Origin of the sequence: Pseudomonas graminis (assembly GCF_004364335.1) — a bacterium.
Classification (GTDB): Bacteria; Pseudomonadota; Gammaproteobacteria; order Pseudomonadales; family Pseudomonadaceae; genus Aquipseudomonas; species Aquipseudomonas graminis_D.
In genome coordinates this window covers 98,410-117,298 of record NZ_SOCR01000010.1, presented here as the reverse complement: position 1 = coordinate 117,298, position 18,889 = coordinate 98,410, and the positions used below count along the sequence as shown (strand labels likewise).

Below are 18,889 nucleotides of genomic sequence, written 5' to 3'. Positions count from 1 at the left end.
ATGGGCGCGTGGCTCGACAGCATTACCTCCTGGCTAAGCGCCAACCCTTCCTGGCTCGGCGCGGCGATTTTCATCGTCGCGTTCATCGAGTGCCTGGCCATTGCCGGCATCGTCGTCCCCGGCACCGTTGTGCTGTTCGCGATCGCCGCACTGGCCGGCAGCGGCATACTCCCGCTGAGTGAAGCGCTTCTGCTGGGTTTCCTCGGCGGGATACTGGGCGATCTGGTGTCGTACTTCCTCGGCCGGCGCTTCCATCAAAGGATTCGGCAATTGCCGGGGCTGCGCAATCACCCGGAGTGGATCGGCGGCGCCGAGACCTACTTCCAGCGCTACGGGATTGCCAGCCTGCTGGTCGGCCGTTTCATCGGCCCGCTGCGCCCGATGCTGCCCATGGTGGCCGGAATGTGTGACATGCCATTCGTGCGCTTTGCCGGTGTGAGCCTGATTGCCGCCGCTGGCTGGTCTGTGGCCTACATCCTGCCGGGCTGGGCCACCGGTGCGGCCATACGCCTGCCGCTGCCGGAAAACTTCTGGCCCCAGGCTGCCGTAGTCGGCGGCGGGCTGGCGCTTCTGCTGGGCATCAGCATCCAGAGCAGCCTGCGGCAAAAGCCCTACGACACCAAAGTCATCGCCCTGACGTGCTTCGTGCTGCTGGCAAGTGTGTTTCTGGGCTGGCCGTACCTGGCCGATTTTGATCAAGGCATCATGACCGTGGTACAGGCCGGCCGAAGCGCCGCGGCCGAAGACTTCGTGGTGATGGTGACGGGCCTGGGGGATTTCCGGACGCAGTTCTGCGCTGCCGCCCTGCTCACGGTCCTGCTGATCGTCACCCGAAAATGGCGCCATGCGATCTTCGTGATCGGCACGACCCTTGGCGCGGCGCTGATCAATCAAAGCATGAAATACACTTTCGCACGCGCACGGCCTGAGGTACTGACGGAGGCTCTGGGGACTTACAGCATGCCGAGCGGGCATGCGTCTGCCTCGTTTGCGCTGTTCATGTCGCTGGCGGTGCTGGCCGGCCGCGGTCAGCCGGTGCGGCTGCGATTGACCTGGCTGCTGCTGGGTGGGATTCCGGCGCTGGCGATCGCCATGTCACGGGTGTATCTGGGCGTGCATTGGCCGACAGATGTCACCGCCGGGATGCTGCTGGCGTTTTTCACCTGCGCGGCGAGCCTGGCGTTCGTGCAGAACAAGAAGCCGCTGGAGGCGCTGCCGATCAAGGTGTGGTGGCTGGTGCTGCCGGCGATGGTCGCGCTGTTCGCCGGCTTTGGACTGCACTCGTTCTCGCACGGTTTGATCCGTTATCAGTACTAAGCGGCGTAGATGCGGCCCGACGGGGTAACTATCCGGGCCGCGCTAACGCGAGCAAAAACGACAATCAGGGCTGCATGTCGCCCTGCATCTCGTCGAGCAGGTCCTGAATCGCATCGAGCCGTTGCTCGGCATCTTCGATTTCCAGCAGCTCGATCTTGTCTTCTTCGGCGAACGGCAGCAGGTAGGCCAGCTGATTGGCCAGCGAGTGCTGACCGCTGGCGGTGAGGCCCATGTTCAGCGCAGCCACCATCGGGTGCTCGGCCAGCGCGGCGAGTAACGCGACCAGGTCGTCGTCCTCCTCTTGCAGCGGTTGTTCCTGGGGATCGTCCAGCCACTCGACCTCGCCGACCAGGAGGTTGTCGCGCTGGGTGCTGTAGTCCTTCACCCGAAAGCGTCGAGCACCCACTACCCGAATGCCCAGCAGGCCGTTGTCCTGCTTCTGGAAATCGGTGACCCGCGCTTCGCAGCCGATCAGCGAGAAACCGCCCGGCACGTCGCCCGTCTCACTGCCTTCAGTGATGCAGACCACGCCAAAGCCTTCGCCCTGCTTCATGCAGCGGCCAATCATGTCGAGGTAGCGCGCCTCGAACAGCTGCAGATCGAGCACGCACCCCGGGAACAGCACGGCGTTCAGTGGAAACAGCGGCAGCGTAAACAACGGCAACGACATAAACCCATCCTCAAGCAACCAGAGACACCGCCAACGGCAGGAACAAGGCCGTGGCGACACCCATCAAACTCATCGCCAACGCCGCAAAGGCGCCGCATTCCTCACTTTCCTGCAGGGCCGCAGACGTGCCCACCGCGTGAGCCGTCAGCCCCAGCGCCATGCCTCGGGCTTCCGGGCTGGTTACCCGCGCCAGGGTCAACAGGCCGGGGCCGAATATGCCGCCGATCACCCCGGTTATCAACACAAACACGGCGGCCAGCGCCGCCACGCCACCAATCTGCTCGGCCACCAGCATGGCGATCGGCGAGGTGACGGACTTGGGCGCCATGGTCATCAGGATCATGTGATCAGCGCCGAGCAGCCAGCCCAGCCCCACGCACAGCCCGGTGGCCAGTACGCCGCCCACCACCAGCGTAGTCAATACCGGCCAGAACAACTGCCGGATGCGCCGCAGGTTCAGATAAAGCGGCACGGCCAGCGCAACCGTGGCGGGGCCCAGCAGAATGCTGAGGATCTCGGTGCTTTTGCGGTACTCGACATAGGAAACCCCGCAGCTCACCAACACGCCAATCACCACCAGCATCGAGATGAGCACCGGTTGCAGAAACACCCAGCGGGTTTTCTCGTAGCCGGCCAGCACCAGTTGATAAGCGCCCAGGGTGATGGCGATGCCGAACAAGGGGTGATGAATCACCGACAGCCAGGCGCCGTGCCAGTCCAGACTCATGAAGGCTCCCGGCGATTGGCCTGACGGTCGATGAGTTTCTGCATCAGCCAGCCGGCGAAGGTCAGCGAGACCATCAGCGAGATGACCAGCGAGCCGACAATCGCCCAGAAGTCCTCGGCGATCTGGTCGGCATACACCATCACACCGACGGCGGGCGGCACCAGCAGCAGCGGCAGGTATCGCAGCAGGCTGCTGGCCGCCAGACTGATGGGTTGGCTGACTTCGCCGCGGGTCATCAGGTAGATCATCAACAGCACGAGCCCGATGATCGGACCGGGCAATATCGACAGAAACAGGTGATTGAGCGCAGTTCCGATCAATTGGAACAGCACAAGCCAGGTCAGGCCTCTTAGCAACATAGAAAACTCCAGCAGATTCGCGGCGACATTATAGACACGCCACCCGCGCTGCCTATGGGGTGGTATTCGCCAGTTGAGGGCACGTTGACCCGCGCAGTGGGGCGTGCTGATCTTCAATGCCAAGCAATAACAGCGCCGACGCCACCGTGCCTGTGAAGATCGCGCGCAAAAACAATAACTGGCATGGAGAGTAGCGATGCCCCACGTACCCGTTGCAGAACTCAAAAACTATGAAGGCAAGGACCTGGGATGCTCCGACTGGCTGACCATCGATCAGGCACGCATCAATCTGTTCGCCGAAGCCACCGGCGACTTTCAGTTTATCCACGTCGATCCGGTGAAAGCGGCGCAGACGCCGTTCGGATCGACCATCGCCCATGGCTTTCTGTCGCTGTCGCTGATGCCCAAGCTGATGGAGTCCTTGATGGTCGTGCCCGAGGGCATGCAGATGGCGATCAACTATGGGCTGGACAGCGTGCGATTCATTCAGCCGGTGAAGGTGAATTCGCGCGTTCGTCTAAAAGTCAGTCTGGCGCAGGTCACCGAAAAGAAGCCGGGCCAATGGCTGCTCAAGGCTACGGCAACGCTTGAAATCGAAGGCGTGGACAAGCCTGCGTTCATTGCTGAACCGCTTTCGCTGTGCTTTGTGTAACCCCCGTCGTCCCTCCATAAAGCCTCCGCGACCCCCCCGAAACATGAAACAGTCGTAACAGACTGTTTCATGAGCGTTCCTCGCTGCGGCATACTCGCTGCGGCTGTGTGAGCGACTCGATACACGTACGCGATCAGATCACGCCGAAACATCTTATTTTCGGGATTTACCATGCGCGCGTTTGCTCCTTTGGCCCTGACCTTACTTCTCACCGCTTGCGGCGACGGCGAATCGCTGTTGCCCCCGGACGCTCGCCTGCCCGACGGTGGACGCTATCGCGGCGACGTGATCAATGGCGTGCTTCAGGGCAAGGGCCGGATCGATTACCCCAATGGCAGCTGGTACGCCGGGGAATTCAAAAACGGGCAGTGGAACGGCCAGGGCGAGTGGCACGCCAGCAATGGCGACGTCTACCGGGGCGGGTTTCAGGACGGGCTTTTCCATGGCCAGGGTTCGCTGACCACCAGCGCCGGCAGCTACGTCGGCGGCTACAAGCTGGGGCGGCGCGACGGCGAAGGCACGCTCAAAGAGCACGGCATGAGTTATCGCGGCGAGTTCAAGGCCGATCTGTATGACGGCGCCGGGCATCTGGAACTGGACGACGGCAGCGAGTATCAGGGCCAGTTTGCCCACGGCAAACCCAACGGCGAAGGCCAGCGCAACGATTCGGCGGGCAACCAGTTCAGCGGCAAGTTCGTCGACGGCCAGCTTGAGGGCACGGGTAATTTCAACAGCGCCGATGGTGATCAGTACGTCGGTGGTTTCCATAACAATCAGCTCAATGGCCGCGGTCGCTACGAAAACGCCGATGGCGATGTCTGGTCGGGCCAGTTCAAGGATGGCGCGTTCACCGGCAAGGGCGAGTTGATCGGCTCCGACGGCACGCGTTATCAAGGTGACTTCAAAAACTGGCGTTTCTCCGGTTCAGGCAGCCTGAAGCTCCCGGACGGCAGCGTGTACATCGGGCAATTCGAGAACGACAACTATCAAGGCAGCGGCGTGCTGACCACGGCGGAAGGCGAAGTCCAGAGCGGCACCTGGTCCAACGGCCAGCGCGTGCGCGACGCGGCGGGGAAGCTGTTGCCGGATCCCTTGGAAATCGGCTTGCTCGCCCAGGGCGCCTTGGTCGAGAAAGCCCTCGCCGCCGTGCCCGCCTCCACGCCGGCCATCGAGCTGTATAGCCTCGTTGTGGGTGGTGATGGCAAGCAGAGCGTCTTCCTGCGCGAGGCCGATTACGTCAACAAGCTGCTCGCCACGCGCTTCGGTGCTTCCGGCCAGATCACGTTGGTCAACCATCGCGATCACATGGCCGATCGCCCGCTGGCCACGCGCGAGACCATCAGCCGCGCCGTGCAAACGCTGGCCAAGCGCAGCGGTCCGGAAGACTTGATCTTCATTTACCTGACCAGCCACGGCACCCATGAACACGAGCTGGTGCTGGATCAGCCGCGTCTGGAGCTGTCCGACCTGCCCGCCAACGAGATGGCCGGCGTGCTGGCGCCGCTGAAGAATCGCGACAAGGTGGTGGTGATTTCTGCGTGCTATTCGGGCGGTTTCATTCCGGCGATCAAGGACGAGCGGACGATGGTGATTACCGCATCCCGTGAAGATCGCGTGTCCTTTGGCTGTTCTGAAGAGGCCGATTTCACCTACTTCGGCGAAGCGCTGTTCGGCAAGGCGCTGGTGGAAACCGACGATCTGGTGCAAGCGTTCAATGAAGCAAAAGACATCGTCGCCCAGCGTGAGACGGACGAAAGCTTCGAGGCCTCCGAGCCGCAGATGTGGGCGCCGAAAGGCGTGGTCAACCATTGGCGGCAGCTGCGCAAGAGTCAGGCGGAGCGGGCGCTGAATACCGTTCGACGCTGAGTGCCGCCGATGACGCGGAACCTGTTTGAGCCGGCTTGCTGGCGAAAGCATTCGTTGAAGCGCTGCGATGTTGAATGCTCGATCGGGTTCGCCAGCAAGCCGGCTCCTACGGATTGAGGCAGGCCTAAACACCGAGATGCATGAACATTTCATGTGTTTTTGTGAAACCCTCCCGCGTCGCCCGCAGTCTGTTCCGGTACAGCGCCTATGCTTGTGGCGTATCAAGGGAGAAAGATCATGTACTTGACGCCTCAGCACATTTTGCTTGCCGGAGCTACCGGATTGACTGGCGAGCACTTGCTCGACCGCCTGCTTAACGAACCCACTGTCACCCGCGTTCTCGCCCCCAGCCGTCGTCCTCTGGCTGAACATCCACGTCTGGAAAACCCCGTCGGCGATCTTCAGAACCTGCTGCCCACACTGGCAGGCCCTGTCGACATCGCTTTCTGCTGCCTGGGTACCACGATCAAACAGGCCGGTTCCCAGGAAGCGTTTCGGGCGGTGGATCTGGACATGGTCGTCGCATTCGGCAAACGTGCCCGCGAGCTGGGCGCGCGTCACCTGCTGGTGATCAGCGCGGTGAACGCCGACCCGCAATCGAGCATCTTTTACAGCCGCGTCAAAGGCGAGATGGAAGAAGCGCTGAAGCTTCAGGGCTGGCCGCAACTGACCATCGTCCAGCCGTCGCTGTTGATTGGCGAGCGGCAGGATCAGCGTCTGGTGGAACAACTGGCCGGGCCGATTGCCAAGCTGATTCCCGGCAAATACGGCGGCATCGAAGCCTGCAACCTCGCCCGCGCGCTATGGCGTCTGGCGCTGGAAGAGCAGGACGGCGTGCGGGTGGTTGAGTCGGATGATTTGCGCCGGCTGGGGAAATAACTCCCCGACAGGCGCTACATCCCGCCCGTAGCCTGGAATCCCACGCCCAGCGCGGTCAGAATCGACAACGGCAGCAGCAGCGTGTCGAGCAGCGCGCTGCCGGGCAGGTCGAGCATCGGGTATTTCGGCGCCTCGGTGCCGAAGCGATCCTTCTCGCAGCAGCCCCCTTCGATGGCGTACAGGTCCAGTCGCGTCCCGGCGTACACAACCGGTGCGCCGGGCTGGTTGGCGTCGAGGGTGCGGACCGTCGAGCAGCCTGTCGTCAGCAACAGGCCCAGCGCGATGACCACAAGCTTATTCATCGGCGCCAAAATGATGCTCGCCCCAACGCGGCAGCATGTCCTGAGGGATGTTGAGCAAGTTGAGGATTCGTGCGACGACGAAATCCACCAGATCATCAATCGTCTGCGGCTGGTGATAGAAACCGGGCGACGCCGGCAGAATCACCGCGCCCATGTTCGACAGCTTGAGCATGTTCTCCAGATGGATGCTGGAAAACGGCGCCTCGCGGGGCACCAGAATCAACTGCCGGCGCTCCTTCAACGTCACGTCCGCAGCCCGTTCGATCAGGTTGTTGCAGGCGCCCGTGGCGATTGCCGACAGCGTTCCGGTCGAACACGGCACCACGACCATCGCACTGGGCGAACCGGAACCGGACGCCACCGGTGACATCCAGTCTTCCTTGCCGTACACCCGAATCTGGCCCGCGGTCGCGCCGGTGTATTCGTTAAGGAAGGCCTGCATCATCTGCGGTTTGGGCGGCAGGTTGACGTCGGTTTCGGTGGCCATGACCAGCTGCGCGGCCTTGGAAATGAGGAAATGCACTTCGCGGTCTTCGCGCACGAGGCAGTCCAGCAGGCGCAGACCGTATTGCGCGCCGGAAGCGCCGGTCATTGCCAGGGTGATGCGTTCCGGGCCGCTCATTGCAGGGCCTCCGCGAGTTTGCCGTGCAGGCCGCCAAAACCGCCGTTGCTCATGATGACCACGTGGGTGCCGGGCTCAGCCTGGTTTTTCACGAGATCGATGATGCCGTCGAGACTGTCGCAGACCAGTGACGGAATGGTGCACTGGGCCGCTGTTGCCGCCAGATCCCACCCCAGATTGGCCGGCGCATACCAGACCACCTGATCGGCCTGGACGACGCTTTCGGGCAGACCGTCGCGGTGGGCACCGAGCTTCATGGAATTGGAACGCGGTTCGACGATGGCAATGATCGGCGCATCGCCGACCTTCTTGCGCAGACCGTCCAGCGTGGTGGCAATGGCGGTCGGGTGGTGGGCGAAGTCGTCATAAATGGTGATGCCGCGCACTTCGGCGACCTTCTCCATGCGCCGCTTCACGCTTTTGAAAGCACTCAACGCCTCAACGCCCTGCTGCGGCACAACGCCCACGTGGCGGGCAGCGGCGAGGGTGGCCAAGGCATTCGCCACGTTGTGCTGGCCGGTCATGCCCCAATCGACGACGCCCTGAACTGCACCTTCGAACAACACTTCGAATGTTGAACCGTCTTCGCTGAGCAGATTCGCTTGCCATTGGCCGCCCTCGCCCGTGGTTTGCACCGGCGTCCAGCAGCCCATTCGAATCACGCGCTCAAGGGCGGGCTCGGTGGTCGGGTGAATGACCAGGCCTTCGCTCGGGATGGTGCGCACGAGGTGGTGGAACTGCCGTTCGATGGCCGGCAGATCCGGGAAGATGTCGGCGTGATCGAATTCCAGGTTGTTGAGAATGGCGGTGCGCGGGCCGTAATGGACGAACTTGGAGCGCTTGTCGAAGAAGGCGCTGTCGTATTCATCCGCCTCGACGACGAAGAACGGCGTATCCCCCAGACGCGCCGAAACATCGAAGTTCTGCGGCACGCCGCCGATCAGGAAGCCCGGGGCCATGCCGGCGTGCTCCAGCACCCAGGCGAGCATGCTGCTGGTGGTGGTTTTACCGTGGGTGCCTGCGACGGCCAGCACCCAGCGACCGCGAAGGACGTGATCGGCCAGCCACTGCGGCCCGGAAACGTAGGGCAGGCCTTTGTTCAGGACATATTCGACCGCGGGATTGCCGCGCGACATGGCGTTGCCGACCACCACCAGATCCGGTGCCGGTTCGAGGTGCGAAGGGTCGTAACCCTGCATCAACTGAATGCCCTGCGCTTCGAGCTGCGTGCTCATCGGCGGGTAAACGTTGGCATCGGAGCCCGTGACTTTATGGCCCAGATCCTTGGCGAGCACCGCCAACGAACCCATGAACGTGCCGCAGATACCCAGAATATGAATGTGCATGACCGACCTCTTAGAACATGGGCCGCAGGTTAGCGTAGAAGGCAGTGGATGCGCACGGGGGAATTACCGAGAGCGGCTGCCGCGCTTGGGGACGACCCACGTGATTGTGAGTGAACGCGTCGTAGGACCGGCTTCAGCCGGGAAGGCGTCACGCGTCACACCGCAGAATCGATGGCGCCCACACCGGCCTATTCCCGGCTGAAGCCGGTCCCACTGAAAAGCCTCGCTCCTACAGGATGCATGTCAGCCAGCATTATTCCGTTTTCCCGCCCTGGCCTCATTTGCCGGCCAAGAAGCACATACTGAGTGGGACCGCGATCCCCATGTAGGACCGGCTTCAGCCGGGAAGGCGTCACGCGTCACACCGCAGAACTGATGCCGATGCCGTTGGTACCCGCCCGCGCTTTGCTCTACGCTCTACCCATGCGCCGCAACGCGTTATCCCCAGACAATCACAAGACCAGGAGATATTCACCATGCGTTATGCCCACCCCGGTACTGAAGGCTCAATCGTTACCTTCAAGACCCAGTACGGCAACTACATCGGTGGCGAATTCGTGCCGCCGGTCAAAGGCCAGTACTTCGAAAACATCTCGCCGATCACCGGCAAGCTGATCGCAGAATTCCCACGTTCCACCGCCGAAGACATCGACAAGGCCCTCGACGCCGCACACGCTGCTGCCGATGCGTGGGGCAAAACCTCGGTGCAGGAACGCTCGCTGACCCTGCTGAAAATCGCTGACCGCATCGAACAGAACCTGGAGTTGCTGGCCGTCACCGAGACCTGGGACAACGGTAAAGCCGTGCGCGAGACCCTCAACGCCGACATCCCGCTGGCAGTCGACCACTTCCGTTACTTCGCCGGCGTGCTGCGTGCTCAGGAAGGCTCCGCTGCGGAGATCGACGGCAACACCGTGGCCTATCACATCCACGAGCCGCTGGGCGTGGTCGGGCAGATCATCCCGTGGAACTTCCCGCTGTTGATGGCCGCCTGGAAACTCGCGCCGGCCCTCGCCGCCGGTAACTGCATCGTCCTCAAACCCGCCGAGCAAACGCCGCTGGGCATCACCGTGTTGATGGAGCTGATCGGTGATCTGCTGCCAAAAGGCGTACTCAACGTCGTGCAGGGTTATGGGCGCGAAGCGGGTGAAGCGCTGGCCAGCAGCAAGCGTATCGCCAAGATCGCTTTCACCGGTTCGACGCCGGTGGGTTCGCACATCATGAAGCTGGCGGCTGACAGCATCATCCCGTCCACCGTGGAACTGGGCGGCAAGTCGCCGAACATCTTCTTCGAAGACATCATGCAGGCCGAGCCGGAGTTCATCGACAAAGCCGCGGAAGGCGTGGTGCTGGCGTTCTTCAACCAGGGCGAAGTCTGCACCTGCCCGTCCCGCTGCCTGGTTCAGGAATCGATCTACCCGCAGTTCATGGAAGTGGTGATGAAGAAGGTCTTGAAGATCCAGCGCGGCGATCCGCTGGACACCGACACCATGGTCGGCGCGCAGGCGTCTCAGCAGCAGTTCGACAAGATTCTCTCGTACCTCGAAATCGCTCAGGGCGAAGGCGCCGAGTTGCTGACCGGCGGCAAGGTCGAGAAGCTCGAGGGCTCGCTGGCGACCGGTTATTACATCCAGCCGACGCTGCTCAAAGGCAACAACAAGATGCGCGTCTTCCAGGAAGAAATCTTCGGCCCGGTGGTGAGCGTGACCACCTTCAAGGACGAGGCGGAAGCGCTGGCCATCGCCAACGACACCGAGTTTGGCCTGGGTGCCGGCGTCTGGACCCGCGACATCAATCGCGCGTATCGCGTAGGCCGGGCAATCAAGGCCGGTCGCGTGTGGACCAACTGCTATCACCTGTATCCCGCCCATGCGGCGTTCGGCGGCTACAAGAAATCCGGCGTCGGCCGCGAAACCCACAAGGTCGCGCTTGAGCACTATCAGCAGACGAAAAACCTGCTGGTGAGCTACGACATCAATCCGCTGGGCTTCTTTTGATTAGCGCGTTCGGGTGACAAGCAACGGCCTCTTCGGAGGCCGTTTTTGTTGGCAGATAGCGACGATGCAATCTGTAGGAGCCGGCTTGCTGGCGAACGCGGCAGGTCAGGTACATCAATGTTTGCTGACAAGGTGGGTTCGCCAGCAAGCCGGCTCCTACAGAATCGCAGTGTGTCCGTGAACATTGTGAGCGCTGACAGTCCGTGTTCGTCCCGAGGCGATCCAGAACAAGCGCGCGCCTACAAAGTCAGTGCGATTGACAGAAACGGTATGTCGCGACGCCCGCTACAGCCACATTGCATTGCATGCCTCTATAATGCCGCGCACATTTCCCCTCTTCGCCCCGCACGACCCGGATCGGGTCTCAAAACCAGGTGCCTACATGGATTTCAATCCGCTTGATCTGATTCTTCACCTCGACGTTTACCTCGACCTGCTTGTGACCCAATACGGCACCTGGGTTTACGCCATCTTGTTCCTGGTGATCTTTTGCGAAACCGGCCTGGTGGTCATGCCGTTCCTGCCGGGCGACTCGCTGTTGTTCATCGCGGGCGCCGTGGCGGCCGGTGGCGGCATGGACCCGGTGTTGCTGGCGTGCCTGCTGATGGCAGCGGCGATACTTGGCGACAGCACCAACTACATCATCGGCCGCACCGCCGGCGACAGGCTGTTCAGCAACCCGAATTCGAAAATATTCCGGCGCGATTACCTGACCAAAACCCAGGAGTTCTACGGTCGCCACGGCGGCAAGACCGTTACCCTCGCGCGTTTTCTGCCGATCATCCGCACCTTCGCGCCGTTCGTGGCCGGTCTTGGCCGCATGCCGTACCTGCGCTTTCTCGGGTTCAGCGCGCTGGGCTCGGTGCTGTGGGTCGGCGGGCTGGTGACCCTGGGTTTCTTCTTCGGCAACATCCCTTTCATCAAGAAGAATCTGACGCTGCTGGTGCTGGCGATCATTCTGCTCTCGCTGCTGCCGATGATCATCGGCCTGATCCGCAGCCGCGCAGGTCGCTCCGCCGAGGCGCGCTGAGCCCATGTGGTCGTTCCGGGAATGGCGCAAACGGCGCACGCTGGCCCGCCATCCGGTCGATCCGCAACTGTGGGAGCGCGTGCGCCAGCGCCTGCCGATCCTCGACGGCCTGAGCGCCGAAGAGGACCGCTACCTGCTCGACAGCTGCGTGCTGTTTCTGCAAGCCAAACACCTGACCGCGCTCGAAGGCGTCGAGCTGGACGATGAATCGCGGCTGTTTCTCGCTGCTCAAGCGCAGTTGCCGTTGCTCGCTCTGGGCGATCTGAACTGGTATCAGGGTTTTCACGAGATCATCCTTTACGGCGACGATTTCATCAGCCCGCAACGCCACCGCGATGCCAGCGGCGTCGAGCACGAATGGGACGGCGAGCACAGCGGCGAGGCGTGGTCCCAGGGCCCGGTGATTCTGGCTTGGCCCGGCGTGCTGACCAGCGGCGGATGGGAAGCCTATAACCTGGTGATCCACGAACTGGCGCACAAGCTGGACATGCTCAACGGCGAAGCAAACGGGCTGCCGCCGCTGCACCACGACATGCGCGTCAGTGACTGGGCCAGCGCCATGCAGAGCGCGTACGATGATCTCAATCGGCAACTCGACGCCAACCCGGACGCCGAGACTGCCATCGATCCCTACGCGGCGGAAAACCCCGCCGAGTTCTTTGCGGTCATCAGCGAATACTTCTTTAGCGCACCGGATTTGCTCGTCGAGGCCTATCCCGCCGTCTACGGGCAACTGAAAGCGTTCTATCGGCAGGATCCGTTGGCGCGGCTGACGGCACTTCAGCGCGACAACCCGGTCTATCAGGCTCAACACGACGCCTGAAGCCCGCCGTCACGCATGGCAACGCTTCAGGAATGTGCCTATAATCCGGGCCACTTTTTGGCGTTGCATGCCAGATTCTGAATGGTCAACCAAGGGGGCAAAGCCCAATGAGCTACAGCAAAATTCCGGCCGGTAAAGACCTGCCGAATGACATCTACGTCGCAATCGAGATCCCGGCCAACCACGCGCCGATCAAGTACGAAATCGACAAAGATAGCGACTGCCTTTTCGTTGACCGTTTCATGGCCACCCCGATGTTCTACCCGGCCAACTACGGTTTCATCCCTAACACCCTGGCTGACGACGGCGACCCCCTCGACGTGCTGGTCGTGACACCTTATCCGGTGACACCGGGTTCCGTGATTCGCGCCCGTCCGGTTGGCGTGCTGAACATGACCGACGACGGCGGCGGCGATGCCAAAATCATCGCAGTCCCCCACGACAAGCTGTCCCAGCTGTACGTGGACGTGAAGGAATACACCGATCTGCCAGCGCTGCTGATCCAGCAGATCGAGCACTTCTTCGCGAACTACAAAGACCTCGAAAAAGGCAAGTGGGTGAAGATCGAAGGCTGGGCTGGCGCTGACGCCGCTCGCGAAGCGATCACCAAATCGGTCGCCGCCTACAAGGGCTGATCCGGTTGTGCCCCGCCGAAGCGCTCGCCGCTTCGACGGGGCCACTTTTTACACCCACGTCCCCTGCCCCTGTGTTTTTGTGCCCCCTCCCCCCGTGAATCCCGTTTTTTTCGCCCTCCGTCATTACACACATGTTTAAAACTCGCTTTGCGCACACAATGTGTTTAAAGGGGCCGTCTGATTTTCTAGTTTTAACAACATCGATTAACTCAAACTTCCCCGACATCCGCTTTAGTCGGGCGCCTGTGCCCGTTAATCGCTAAAACCTATCAATCACATCGGTTTCAACCATTGTTGACGCAAACGAAAACAGTGAACGCATCGGCCTACAAAAACAGCCGAAGGTTGTAATCCCTACATTCACGCGCAAGCATGACGGCCAGCTCATTTGAACACTTCGTTCATTTAAACGAGCTTCAAGCCGCCGTAAACTTCGGTCCATGAATACATCAGGTGATCGACTGCGCGGCCTTCTGCGAGAGTGCCATCTCTCCGCAACGGACTTTGCCGCCAACCGAAAAGTTACGCCGCAACACGTGAACAACTGGTTCAAGCGCGGCATCCCCATGGCGCGCATTGAAGAAGTCGCTGAACTGCTGAGCGTCAACGCGCGTTGGCTGCGCAGCGGCGAGGGCCCAAAGCACCCCGGACAGGACCGCCTCATTGCCCAGCCGCCAGACAGCCAACCAACCCGGGCCGAGCGAAGCGTGCGCGAAGAACTGGAAATGCCGGTCTACACCGAATTGCAGACGCAAAGCTCCGGCAGGACCGCCGTCGGCGAAATCCATAACCACAAAGTGCGCCTGTCCCGACGCGTGCTTGAAACCATGGACGTGGAGCTGCACAACGCGATTTGCGTGGCGATGGTCGGCAACAGCATGGCGGACAAGATTCAGGACGGTTCGCTGATCGGCATTGATCGCGGCCGCGTGCAAGTCATCGACGGGGAAATGTACGCCCTCGAACACGACGGCATGCTCCGGGTGAAATACCTGTATCGCCTGCCGGGCGGCGGTTTGCGCCTGCGCAGCCACAATTGCGCCGAGTACCCGGACGAGATCTTCAGCGCCGAACAGGTGCAGGCGCAGCACATTCAGATTCTGGGGTGGATCTTCTGGTGGTCGACGCTCAATAACCGTCGCCATCCGGCAACGTTGCGGTGAGGTGCGCAATGAGCGTGTTTCAGAACTGGGCAGACGCTAGCAACATGGGTATCCTGCACGCCTTCGTTTCAGCACCCGTCGGCCACACGCGGATGGGTGATCGACCTGGCATCGTCTCCGCGACCTGCCCGGCCTACCTGACAAGCGCCTCCTCGCAGCGCGCACTTTTGCGGACGGGTGCGGTTAGCCAAAAACTAATCAAACCCGTCACCGAGAAGCCGGCCACAAGCCGGCTTTTTAACTTCCCATGAATACGTCAAACCGCTAACCCACGCGGCGCCTCCACGCGCCCGTCAATCGGCAATCAATGGACTGAGCGCCTTAACCAACGAAGCGAACAACCGCCTTCGTTTCACTACAGGAAGTTCATCATGAGTTATCGCAACAAGACTTACATCGCGTTCGCCAGTGAAGACATCAAACATTACTGGCTGATGAAAGCCTGGAAGCAGAACGAGAATATTGACTTCGACTTTTTCAATGCCCATGACTTGTTCGAAGCGCGGGACAGCAGTTCGCCAGAGACCATCAAACGCCGACTTCGCGAACGCCTGAACAACACCAAGCAAGTCATCTTTCTCGGCAGCGAAGATGGCCGTCGCAAAGGCGGCGACGGGGATTCGTTTCTCGCCTATGAGATCGAGGTCATTCTCGAACTCGATCTTCCCATCGTCATCGCGAATCTCTGCCAAAGCAGAAACATCGTCATGGACAACATTCCCCAGCCGCTCATCGATCAAAAACACTTCAGCGTCTCGGTTTCTTTCCAGCCGAAAATCATTCAGTACGCGCTGGACAACTACGTCGACGGCTACGCGAAGAGCGAGATGCAGGGTCCCCATCGGTATGTGGGCAGAATCTACGACGAGTTGGGCATGTGATGACCATTCTTCAAGACATGCAAACGTGGCGCTTCTGGCGCCACTTCCTGGTGGCATTGTTCGCCTGCGTCGGCGGACTGTCGACGATCATGCAGACTTTCAACGTCATTTACCCCGGCAGCCATGCGATGGAGGGTTTCGGCATCCTGATAGCGATCATCGCGTTGTCAGTTTCGGCCGCGCTGTTCAAGGCCTGGCCGCGCCCGATTGCCGAGGAATACAACGCGCCGAAAACGCGGATCACCATCGTGCCCGGGGACATCCTCAAGGAGACCGGCCATCTGGTGATCGGCACCAACGACACCTTCGACACGGAAACGCCGAACATCATTGCCACCTCCAGCCTGCAGGGCCAGGCGCTGCAGGTGCTCTACGGCGGCGACCTGAAAGAACTTGATCGGCACCTGGACGACGCGCTGGTCAACACGCCCTGCGTCGGCACGCTCAACAAGCCAGGCAAACAGGTGCAATACGGTGTCGGCACCATTGCGACCCTCAAACATGCACACCGGCTGATCTTCTTCCTGGCCTATTGCGAGATGGACGCCCAGAACGTCGCGCGCTCCACGCCGGACAAAGTGTGGAAGGGCTTGCTCGCGCTGTGGGCCGAAGTGTCCCGGCGCGGCAACGGCGGGAGGATCTCGATTCCGGTGATCGGCGGCGGACAGGCGCGACTGTCCAGCGTGCTCCCGGCCCAGGACGCCATCCGCTTCACCCTGCTGTCGTTCATGTTCGCCTCCCGCAACTCTAAGGTCTGCGACGAATTGCGCATCGTCGTGCGGCCTGACGACTACCGAAAACTTGACAGAGAATCTGCTCATCTAACGATGTCTTAAATCTTCGAATTACCTGATTGGTCAGTGTATCGCTAGGTAAAGGTTATCCATGCGGTATTCTCAAACCAAATCTGAAAGCGAATACCAGAGTATAACCAACCAACGTGTTCCGCATGGGTTGGTAGAGCTTCTCCAAGTACTGCTCAACAAACGGAGGGGCATCCACCATAAGGGGGTAATCATCATAGGTGGCGTAATACCAGTAAAGAAATTTCATGTTTCCGGGGGTACGTTTGGCTTTAATGAAAAGGTCACTGCGTCCTGTTAGTGCGTTCATACCGAGTATCAATAAGGTAGCTTTTAGCATTGAGATTTTACAGGGCACTTGCCAGAACTGTCACTAACACCTGAATCTAGGGCATAATCGCGCAGCACTAATTACCCAAAGATTACTTTGACAACAAACAGAGCGTAACGGGAGCATAACCATAAGTAAATCAGGCATCTTTTTAGCTTCAATAAAGCCCTAATAAATTATCAACCAAACCAATAAGTTGACGGACTATCTAATTTTACTTTTCCGCCTCCCTTAGCAAATAACTTAGATATAAGCGCCGGATTTTTAACACTCATAAACCCCCCCTACTGGAGGGGCTAATAAGATACTATTACTTTTGAAACCGAGCGAACCATTCATCGCACCGGCCTTTTGAAGCAGCCCTAACCTGAAGCCTCTCATCATCCGGCAAATCAACTACATTAAGTTCTTTCTGCCGTAACTCTTCAAGCTTCTTATACTGTAGGTCTTGAATCTGCAAGCGAAGAGCGTTACGCTCGGAGGCAAGCTTGCCTCTCAAGATTTCTTCTGTAGGACGCCAAATTTCTAAGATCAAATAACGATATCTTGGCCACTCATCTGGTTGCATTTCCAACCCAGGATGCACGATATCCCTGAAGCTTGTATTAGTTGGCGCGATTGTCACCACACCATCTTGAACAGTCAACTTACCCATGAAAACATCAGACATTCGAGTTACATCCGAGTCTTTAACCGGAGTAAAGAACTTGTTAAGCTGAACTACATAATCCGTGAAAAGCTCGGACTGTGGTACTTGACAGCCAGCCTCAACTGCGGCTTCAGTAGAGTCGATAAACGTCATAAGAAGCGCAGTTTGAAAAGCAGTTGTGGAAAAAACTTTTTCAATAACTTCATCAGATAGTTTCTGAAGATGAAGTTGTGAAGGATTAGCTTTAAGCAGAGCTTTAAACTCACCCGACTTAAGATTCTCGTAAAAATTAGTTGAACGCTTGTCCTTTAGGGCCTTTACTACGCCCTTACGCTGTTCATTTAACGTATCAATAGTATTTCGAGTGGCTTCAATTTCTGGGGCATCCCATTCAGAAGGATCATCTTTCATTTTTTGCGAAAGGTTTGACTCGAAATCTTCGAATGTACGAGAGGTGCCTTGGCCATCGAAAAGCATAGACTTCAGAGCTGCCGACCCCGCCTGCCGATCCAACCACGTTGATTGCTCAAGCACTGCTGTTTGGTGCGACTTATAAGGATGAAGATCGCCTAGCAAGCTATTGACCAACGGTGCGAATATTTCGCTCCAGCTTTTTTTGAATGCCATGGCTACTTTGTCAGAATAATTATCTCGTTTCGTTTCTTGTTGCTCTTGCTGGGAAAGTATATCTTTTAATTGCAATCTCTCAATTGCAGCAGAGGCATCCTTCCTCGCGCCCATCCGTATTGAATTCTTTTGAAGACCAGAAAGTCTATCTGAAAAGAAGAGAACTCTCTCGCAGATATAATAAAGGTGCGAAACACTAGTTATTGCCAAGGGATTAGATATCACCGAGCGGTCACGCTGATCCAGCTCGACATTGTAAATTCTTAACGAGGATGCGGAGCGAGTATTAGCAGACTTAATAATCGATAGTGTTTCACGAAGGCATTCAGAAGCTAGGTCTTGATCATCAAGTAGTTTATTTCGAGAATCAGAGACCTTACGAGCGTTTTTATTAAGCGTCAAAAATATTCTTCGAGCCGCACGCACTACGTCTATATCACCCAGATTATCTTTGTCAAGGTCAGGGAAAGTGCAGAGCATAACGGGCAATTGAATCGAACGAGTGTCAAATTTTTTAATTACTGACTCAGGCCAAACTTCGTAATAATGCTTATACGGCTGCCTGGCAGCCTGCCCCCATGCGCCTTTTAGATTTCGATACAGGGCCAACAAAGCCATCGCCCGATGCTGACCATCGACGATGGCTAACGCGGAATTTTGTGTAGATATACGCAGCTTTGCACCATCTGCTTTGTATCGTTGATTTTTTTTTGACATCTGTTCAAAACTAAAAACTTCCAATCCATCTTCGCCGCACATCATTACTTCTTTTAGCACATCAGGTTGGGACGGTGAGTATGGCTGCCTATTAGTCGTTACTTTAGGATAGTGCTTGGCGGGCCTTTTACTAAGTCGCTCCAACGGAAGTACAACAGCAACGATAGGTGGAAACAACTTAATCAACCCTGAATTCTTATCCTCTAAAAGATAGGGAATAAGCTCCAGCGAAACTCTTGCATCGTCTATATCCCGCTGCATTATCTCATCAAAATCTAATTCATCCAAATTGAAGACTTCTCTAACAGGAGAAAGCTGATCTAACAGCCTTTGATCCTTCGTAGAAAGTTCATCCAAGCTCACATGAGTCAAGAGATACTTAACCTCTATAGACTTATGGTTATTTTCCTTATTTGAAACGGAAAACTCACCTATTGTGCCATCCAATTCTAAATCAAGCGCAGATTGTGTGTCGCCGATAAAAAGATCCATT

The 18,889-nt window shown here is 58.4% G+C and carries 19 protein-coding genes; 12 read left to right on the top strand and 7 right to left on the bottom strand.

Translation table 11 applies throughout. The annotated features are described in order from the left end of the window. Entirely contained in the window at positions 1 to 1,317 is a 1,317-nt protein-coding gene (locus tag EC919_RS19780; RefSeq protein WP_133776058.1) for a bifunctional DedA family/phosphatase PAP2 family protein, read from the top strand. A 64-nt stretch (positions 1,318 to 1,381) separates the two neighbouring features. On the opposite strand, the gene EC919_RS19775 is transcribed toward EC919_RS19780, so the two are convergent. The 3 genes from EC919_RS19775 to EC919_RS19765 are packed head-to-tail and all read right to left on the bottom strand — an operon-like array spanning position 1,382 to position 3,073. Then, positions 1,382 to 1,987, bottom strand: a complete 606-nt coding sequence (locus EC919_RS19775; RefSeq protein WP_133776057.1) for an LON peptidase substrate-binding domain-containing protein — start codon at positions 1,985 to 1,987, stop codon at positions 1,382 to 1,384. 10 nt (positions 1,988 to 1,997) lie between these two features. Next, on the bottom strand, positions 1,998 to 2,708 hold the full coding sequence (locus EC919_RS19770; RefSeq protein ID WP_208295004.1) for an LrgB family protein: 711 nt from the start codon (positions 2,706 to 2,708) through the stop codon (positions 1,998 to 2,000). 2 nt (positions 2,709 to 2,710) lie between these two features. Further along, positions 2,711 to 3,073 carry a CidA/LrgA family protein gene (locus EC919_RS19765; protein WP_133776055.1) on the bottom strand — a complete coding sequence of 121 codons (363 nt, stop codon included), beginning with the start codon at positions 3,071 to 3,073 and terminating at the stop codon, positions 2,711 to 2,713. A 196-nt stretch (positions 3,074 to 3,269) separates the two neighbouring features. On the opposite strand from EC919_RS19765, the gene EC919_RS19760 reads away from it, so the two are divergent. From EC919_RS19760 to EC919_RS19750, 3 genes are all read left to right on the top strand, one after another. Further along, on the top strand, positions 3,270 to 3,725 hold the full coding sequence (locus tag EC919_RS19760; RefSeq protein ID WP_133776054.1) for a MaoC family dehydratase: 456 nt from the start codon (positions 3,270 to 3,272) through the stop codon (positions 3,723 to 3,725). A 171-nt stretch (positions 3,726 to 3,896) separates the two neighbouring features. After that, the gene (locus EC919_RS19755) at positions 3,897 to 5,591 is read left to right on the top strand and encodes a C13 family peptidase (RefSeq protein WP_133776053.1); all 1,695 of its coding nucleotides are present in this window, start codon (positions 3,897 to 3,899) and stop codon (positions 5,589 to 5,591) included. 237 nt (positions 5,592 to 5,828) lie between these two features. Next, on the top strand, positions 5,829 to 6,470 hold the full coding sequence (locus EC919_RS19750; protein ID WP_133776052.1) for an oxidoreductase: 642 nt from the start codon (positions 5,829 to 5,831) through the stop codon (positions 6,468 to 6,470). Positions 6,471 to 6,484: 14 nt separating this feature from the next. Here EC919_RS19750 and EC919_RS19745 read toward each other — a convergent pair whose 3' ends face one another. From EC919_RS19745 to mpl, 3 genes are read right to left on the bottom strand one after another with little or no spacing between them, the layout of a single operon-like run. Then, entirely contained in the window at positions 6,485 to 6,772 is a 288-nt protein-coding gene (locus EC919_RS19745; protein ID WP_122536988.1) for a YceK/YidQ family lipoprotein, read from the bottom strand. After that, on the bottom strand, positions 6,765 to 7,394 hold the full coding sequence (gene ubiX, locus EC919_RS19740) for a flavin prenyltransferase UbiX (RefSeq protein WP_065988388.1): 630 nt from the start codon (positions 7,392 to 7,394) through the stop codon (positions 6,765 to 6,767). Before ubiX ends, EC919_RS19745 begins: the two co-directional genes overlap by 8 nt. After that, positions 7,391 to 8,740, bottom strand: a complete 1,350-nt coding sequence (gene mpl / locus EC919_RS19735) for a UDP-N-acetylmuramate:L-alanyl-gamma-D-glutamyl-meso-diaminopimelate ligase (protein WP_133776051.1) — start codon at positions 8,738 to 8,740, stop codon at positions 7,391 to 7,393. Before mpl ends, ubiX begins: the two co-directional genes overlap by 4 nt. Before the next feature lie 476 nt (positions 8,741 to 9,216). Between mpl and exaC the strand changes: the two genes are divergently transcribed. From exaC to EC919_RS19700, 8 genes are all read left to right on the top strand, one after another. Beyond that, on the top strand, positions 9,217 to 10,737 hold the full coding sequence (gene exaC / locus EC919_RS19730; protein ID WP_065988391.1) for an acetaldehyde dehydrogenase ExaC: 1,521 nt from the start codon (positions 9,217 to 9,219) through the stop codon (positions 10,735 to 10,737). A gap of 382 nt (positions 10,738 to 11,119) precedes the next feature. Continuing rightward, entirely contained in the window at positions 11,120 to 11,767 is a 648-nt protein-coding gene (locus EC919_RS19725; RefSeq protein ID WP_133776050.1) for a DedA family protein, read from the top strand. A 4-nt stretch (positions 11,768 to 11,771) separates the two neighbouring features. Further along, positions 11,772 to 12,590, top strand: coding sequence for a zinc-dependent peptidase (locus EC919_RS19720; protein ID WP_133776049.1), 819 nt, complete (start codon positions 11,772 to 11,774; stop codon positions 12,588 to 12,590). A 107-nt stretch (positions 12,591 to 12,697) separates the two neighbouring features. Then, complete coding sequence (ppa, locus tag EC919_RS19715; RefSeq protein ID WP_133776048.1) at positions 12,698 to 13,225, top strand: inorganic diphosphatase; 528 nt, start codon at positions 12,698 to 12,700, stop codon at positions 13,223 to 13,225. A 440-nt stretch (positions 13,226 to 13,665) separates the two neighbouring features. Further along, positions 13,666 to 14,388 carry a S24 family peptidase gene (locus tag EC919_RS19710; protein WP_133776047.1) on the top strand — a complete coding sequence of 241 codons (723 nt, stop codon included), beginning with the start codon at positions 13,666 to 13,668 and terminating at the stop codon, positions 14,386 to 14,388. Positions 14,389 to 14,396: 8 nt separating this feature from the next. Beyond that, positions 14,397 to 14,639 carry a hypothetical protein gene (locus EC919_RS27290; protein WP_208295002.1) on the top strand — a complete coding sequence of 81 codons (243 nt, stop codon included), beginning with the start codon at positions 14,397 to 14,399 and terminating at the stop codon, positions 14,637 to 14,639. A gap of 120 nt (positions 14,640 to 14,759) precedes the next feature. Then, positions 14,760 to 15,269, top strand: coding sequence for a TIR domain-containing protein (locus EC919_RS19705; RefSeq protein ID WP_074893155.1), 510 nt, complete (start codon positions 14,760 to 14,762; stop codon positions 15,267 to 15,269). Continuing rightward, entirely contained in the window at positions 15,269 to 16,105 is an 837-nt protein-coding gene (locus tag EC919_RS19700) for a macro domain-containing protein (protein WP_133776046.1), read from the top strand. The genes EC919_RS19705 and EC919_RS19700 overlap by 1 nt, the downstream gene beginning before the upstream one ends. A gap of 608 nt (positions 16,106 to 16,713) precedes the next feature. Here the strand turns inward: EC919_RS19700 and EC919_RS19695 are convergent. After that, on the bottom strand, positions 16,714 to 18,888 hold the full coding sequence (locus EC919_RS19695; protein WP_133776045.1) for a DNA sulfur modification protein DndB: 2,175 nt from the start codon (positions 18,886 to 18,888) through the stop codon (positions 16,714 to 16,716). Between the last annotated feature and the right edge of the window lies 1 nt (position 18,889).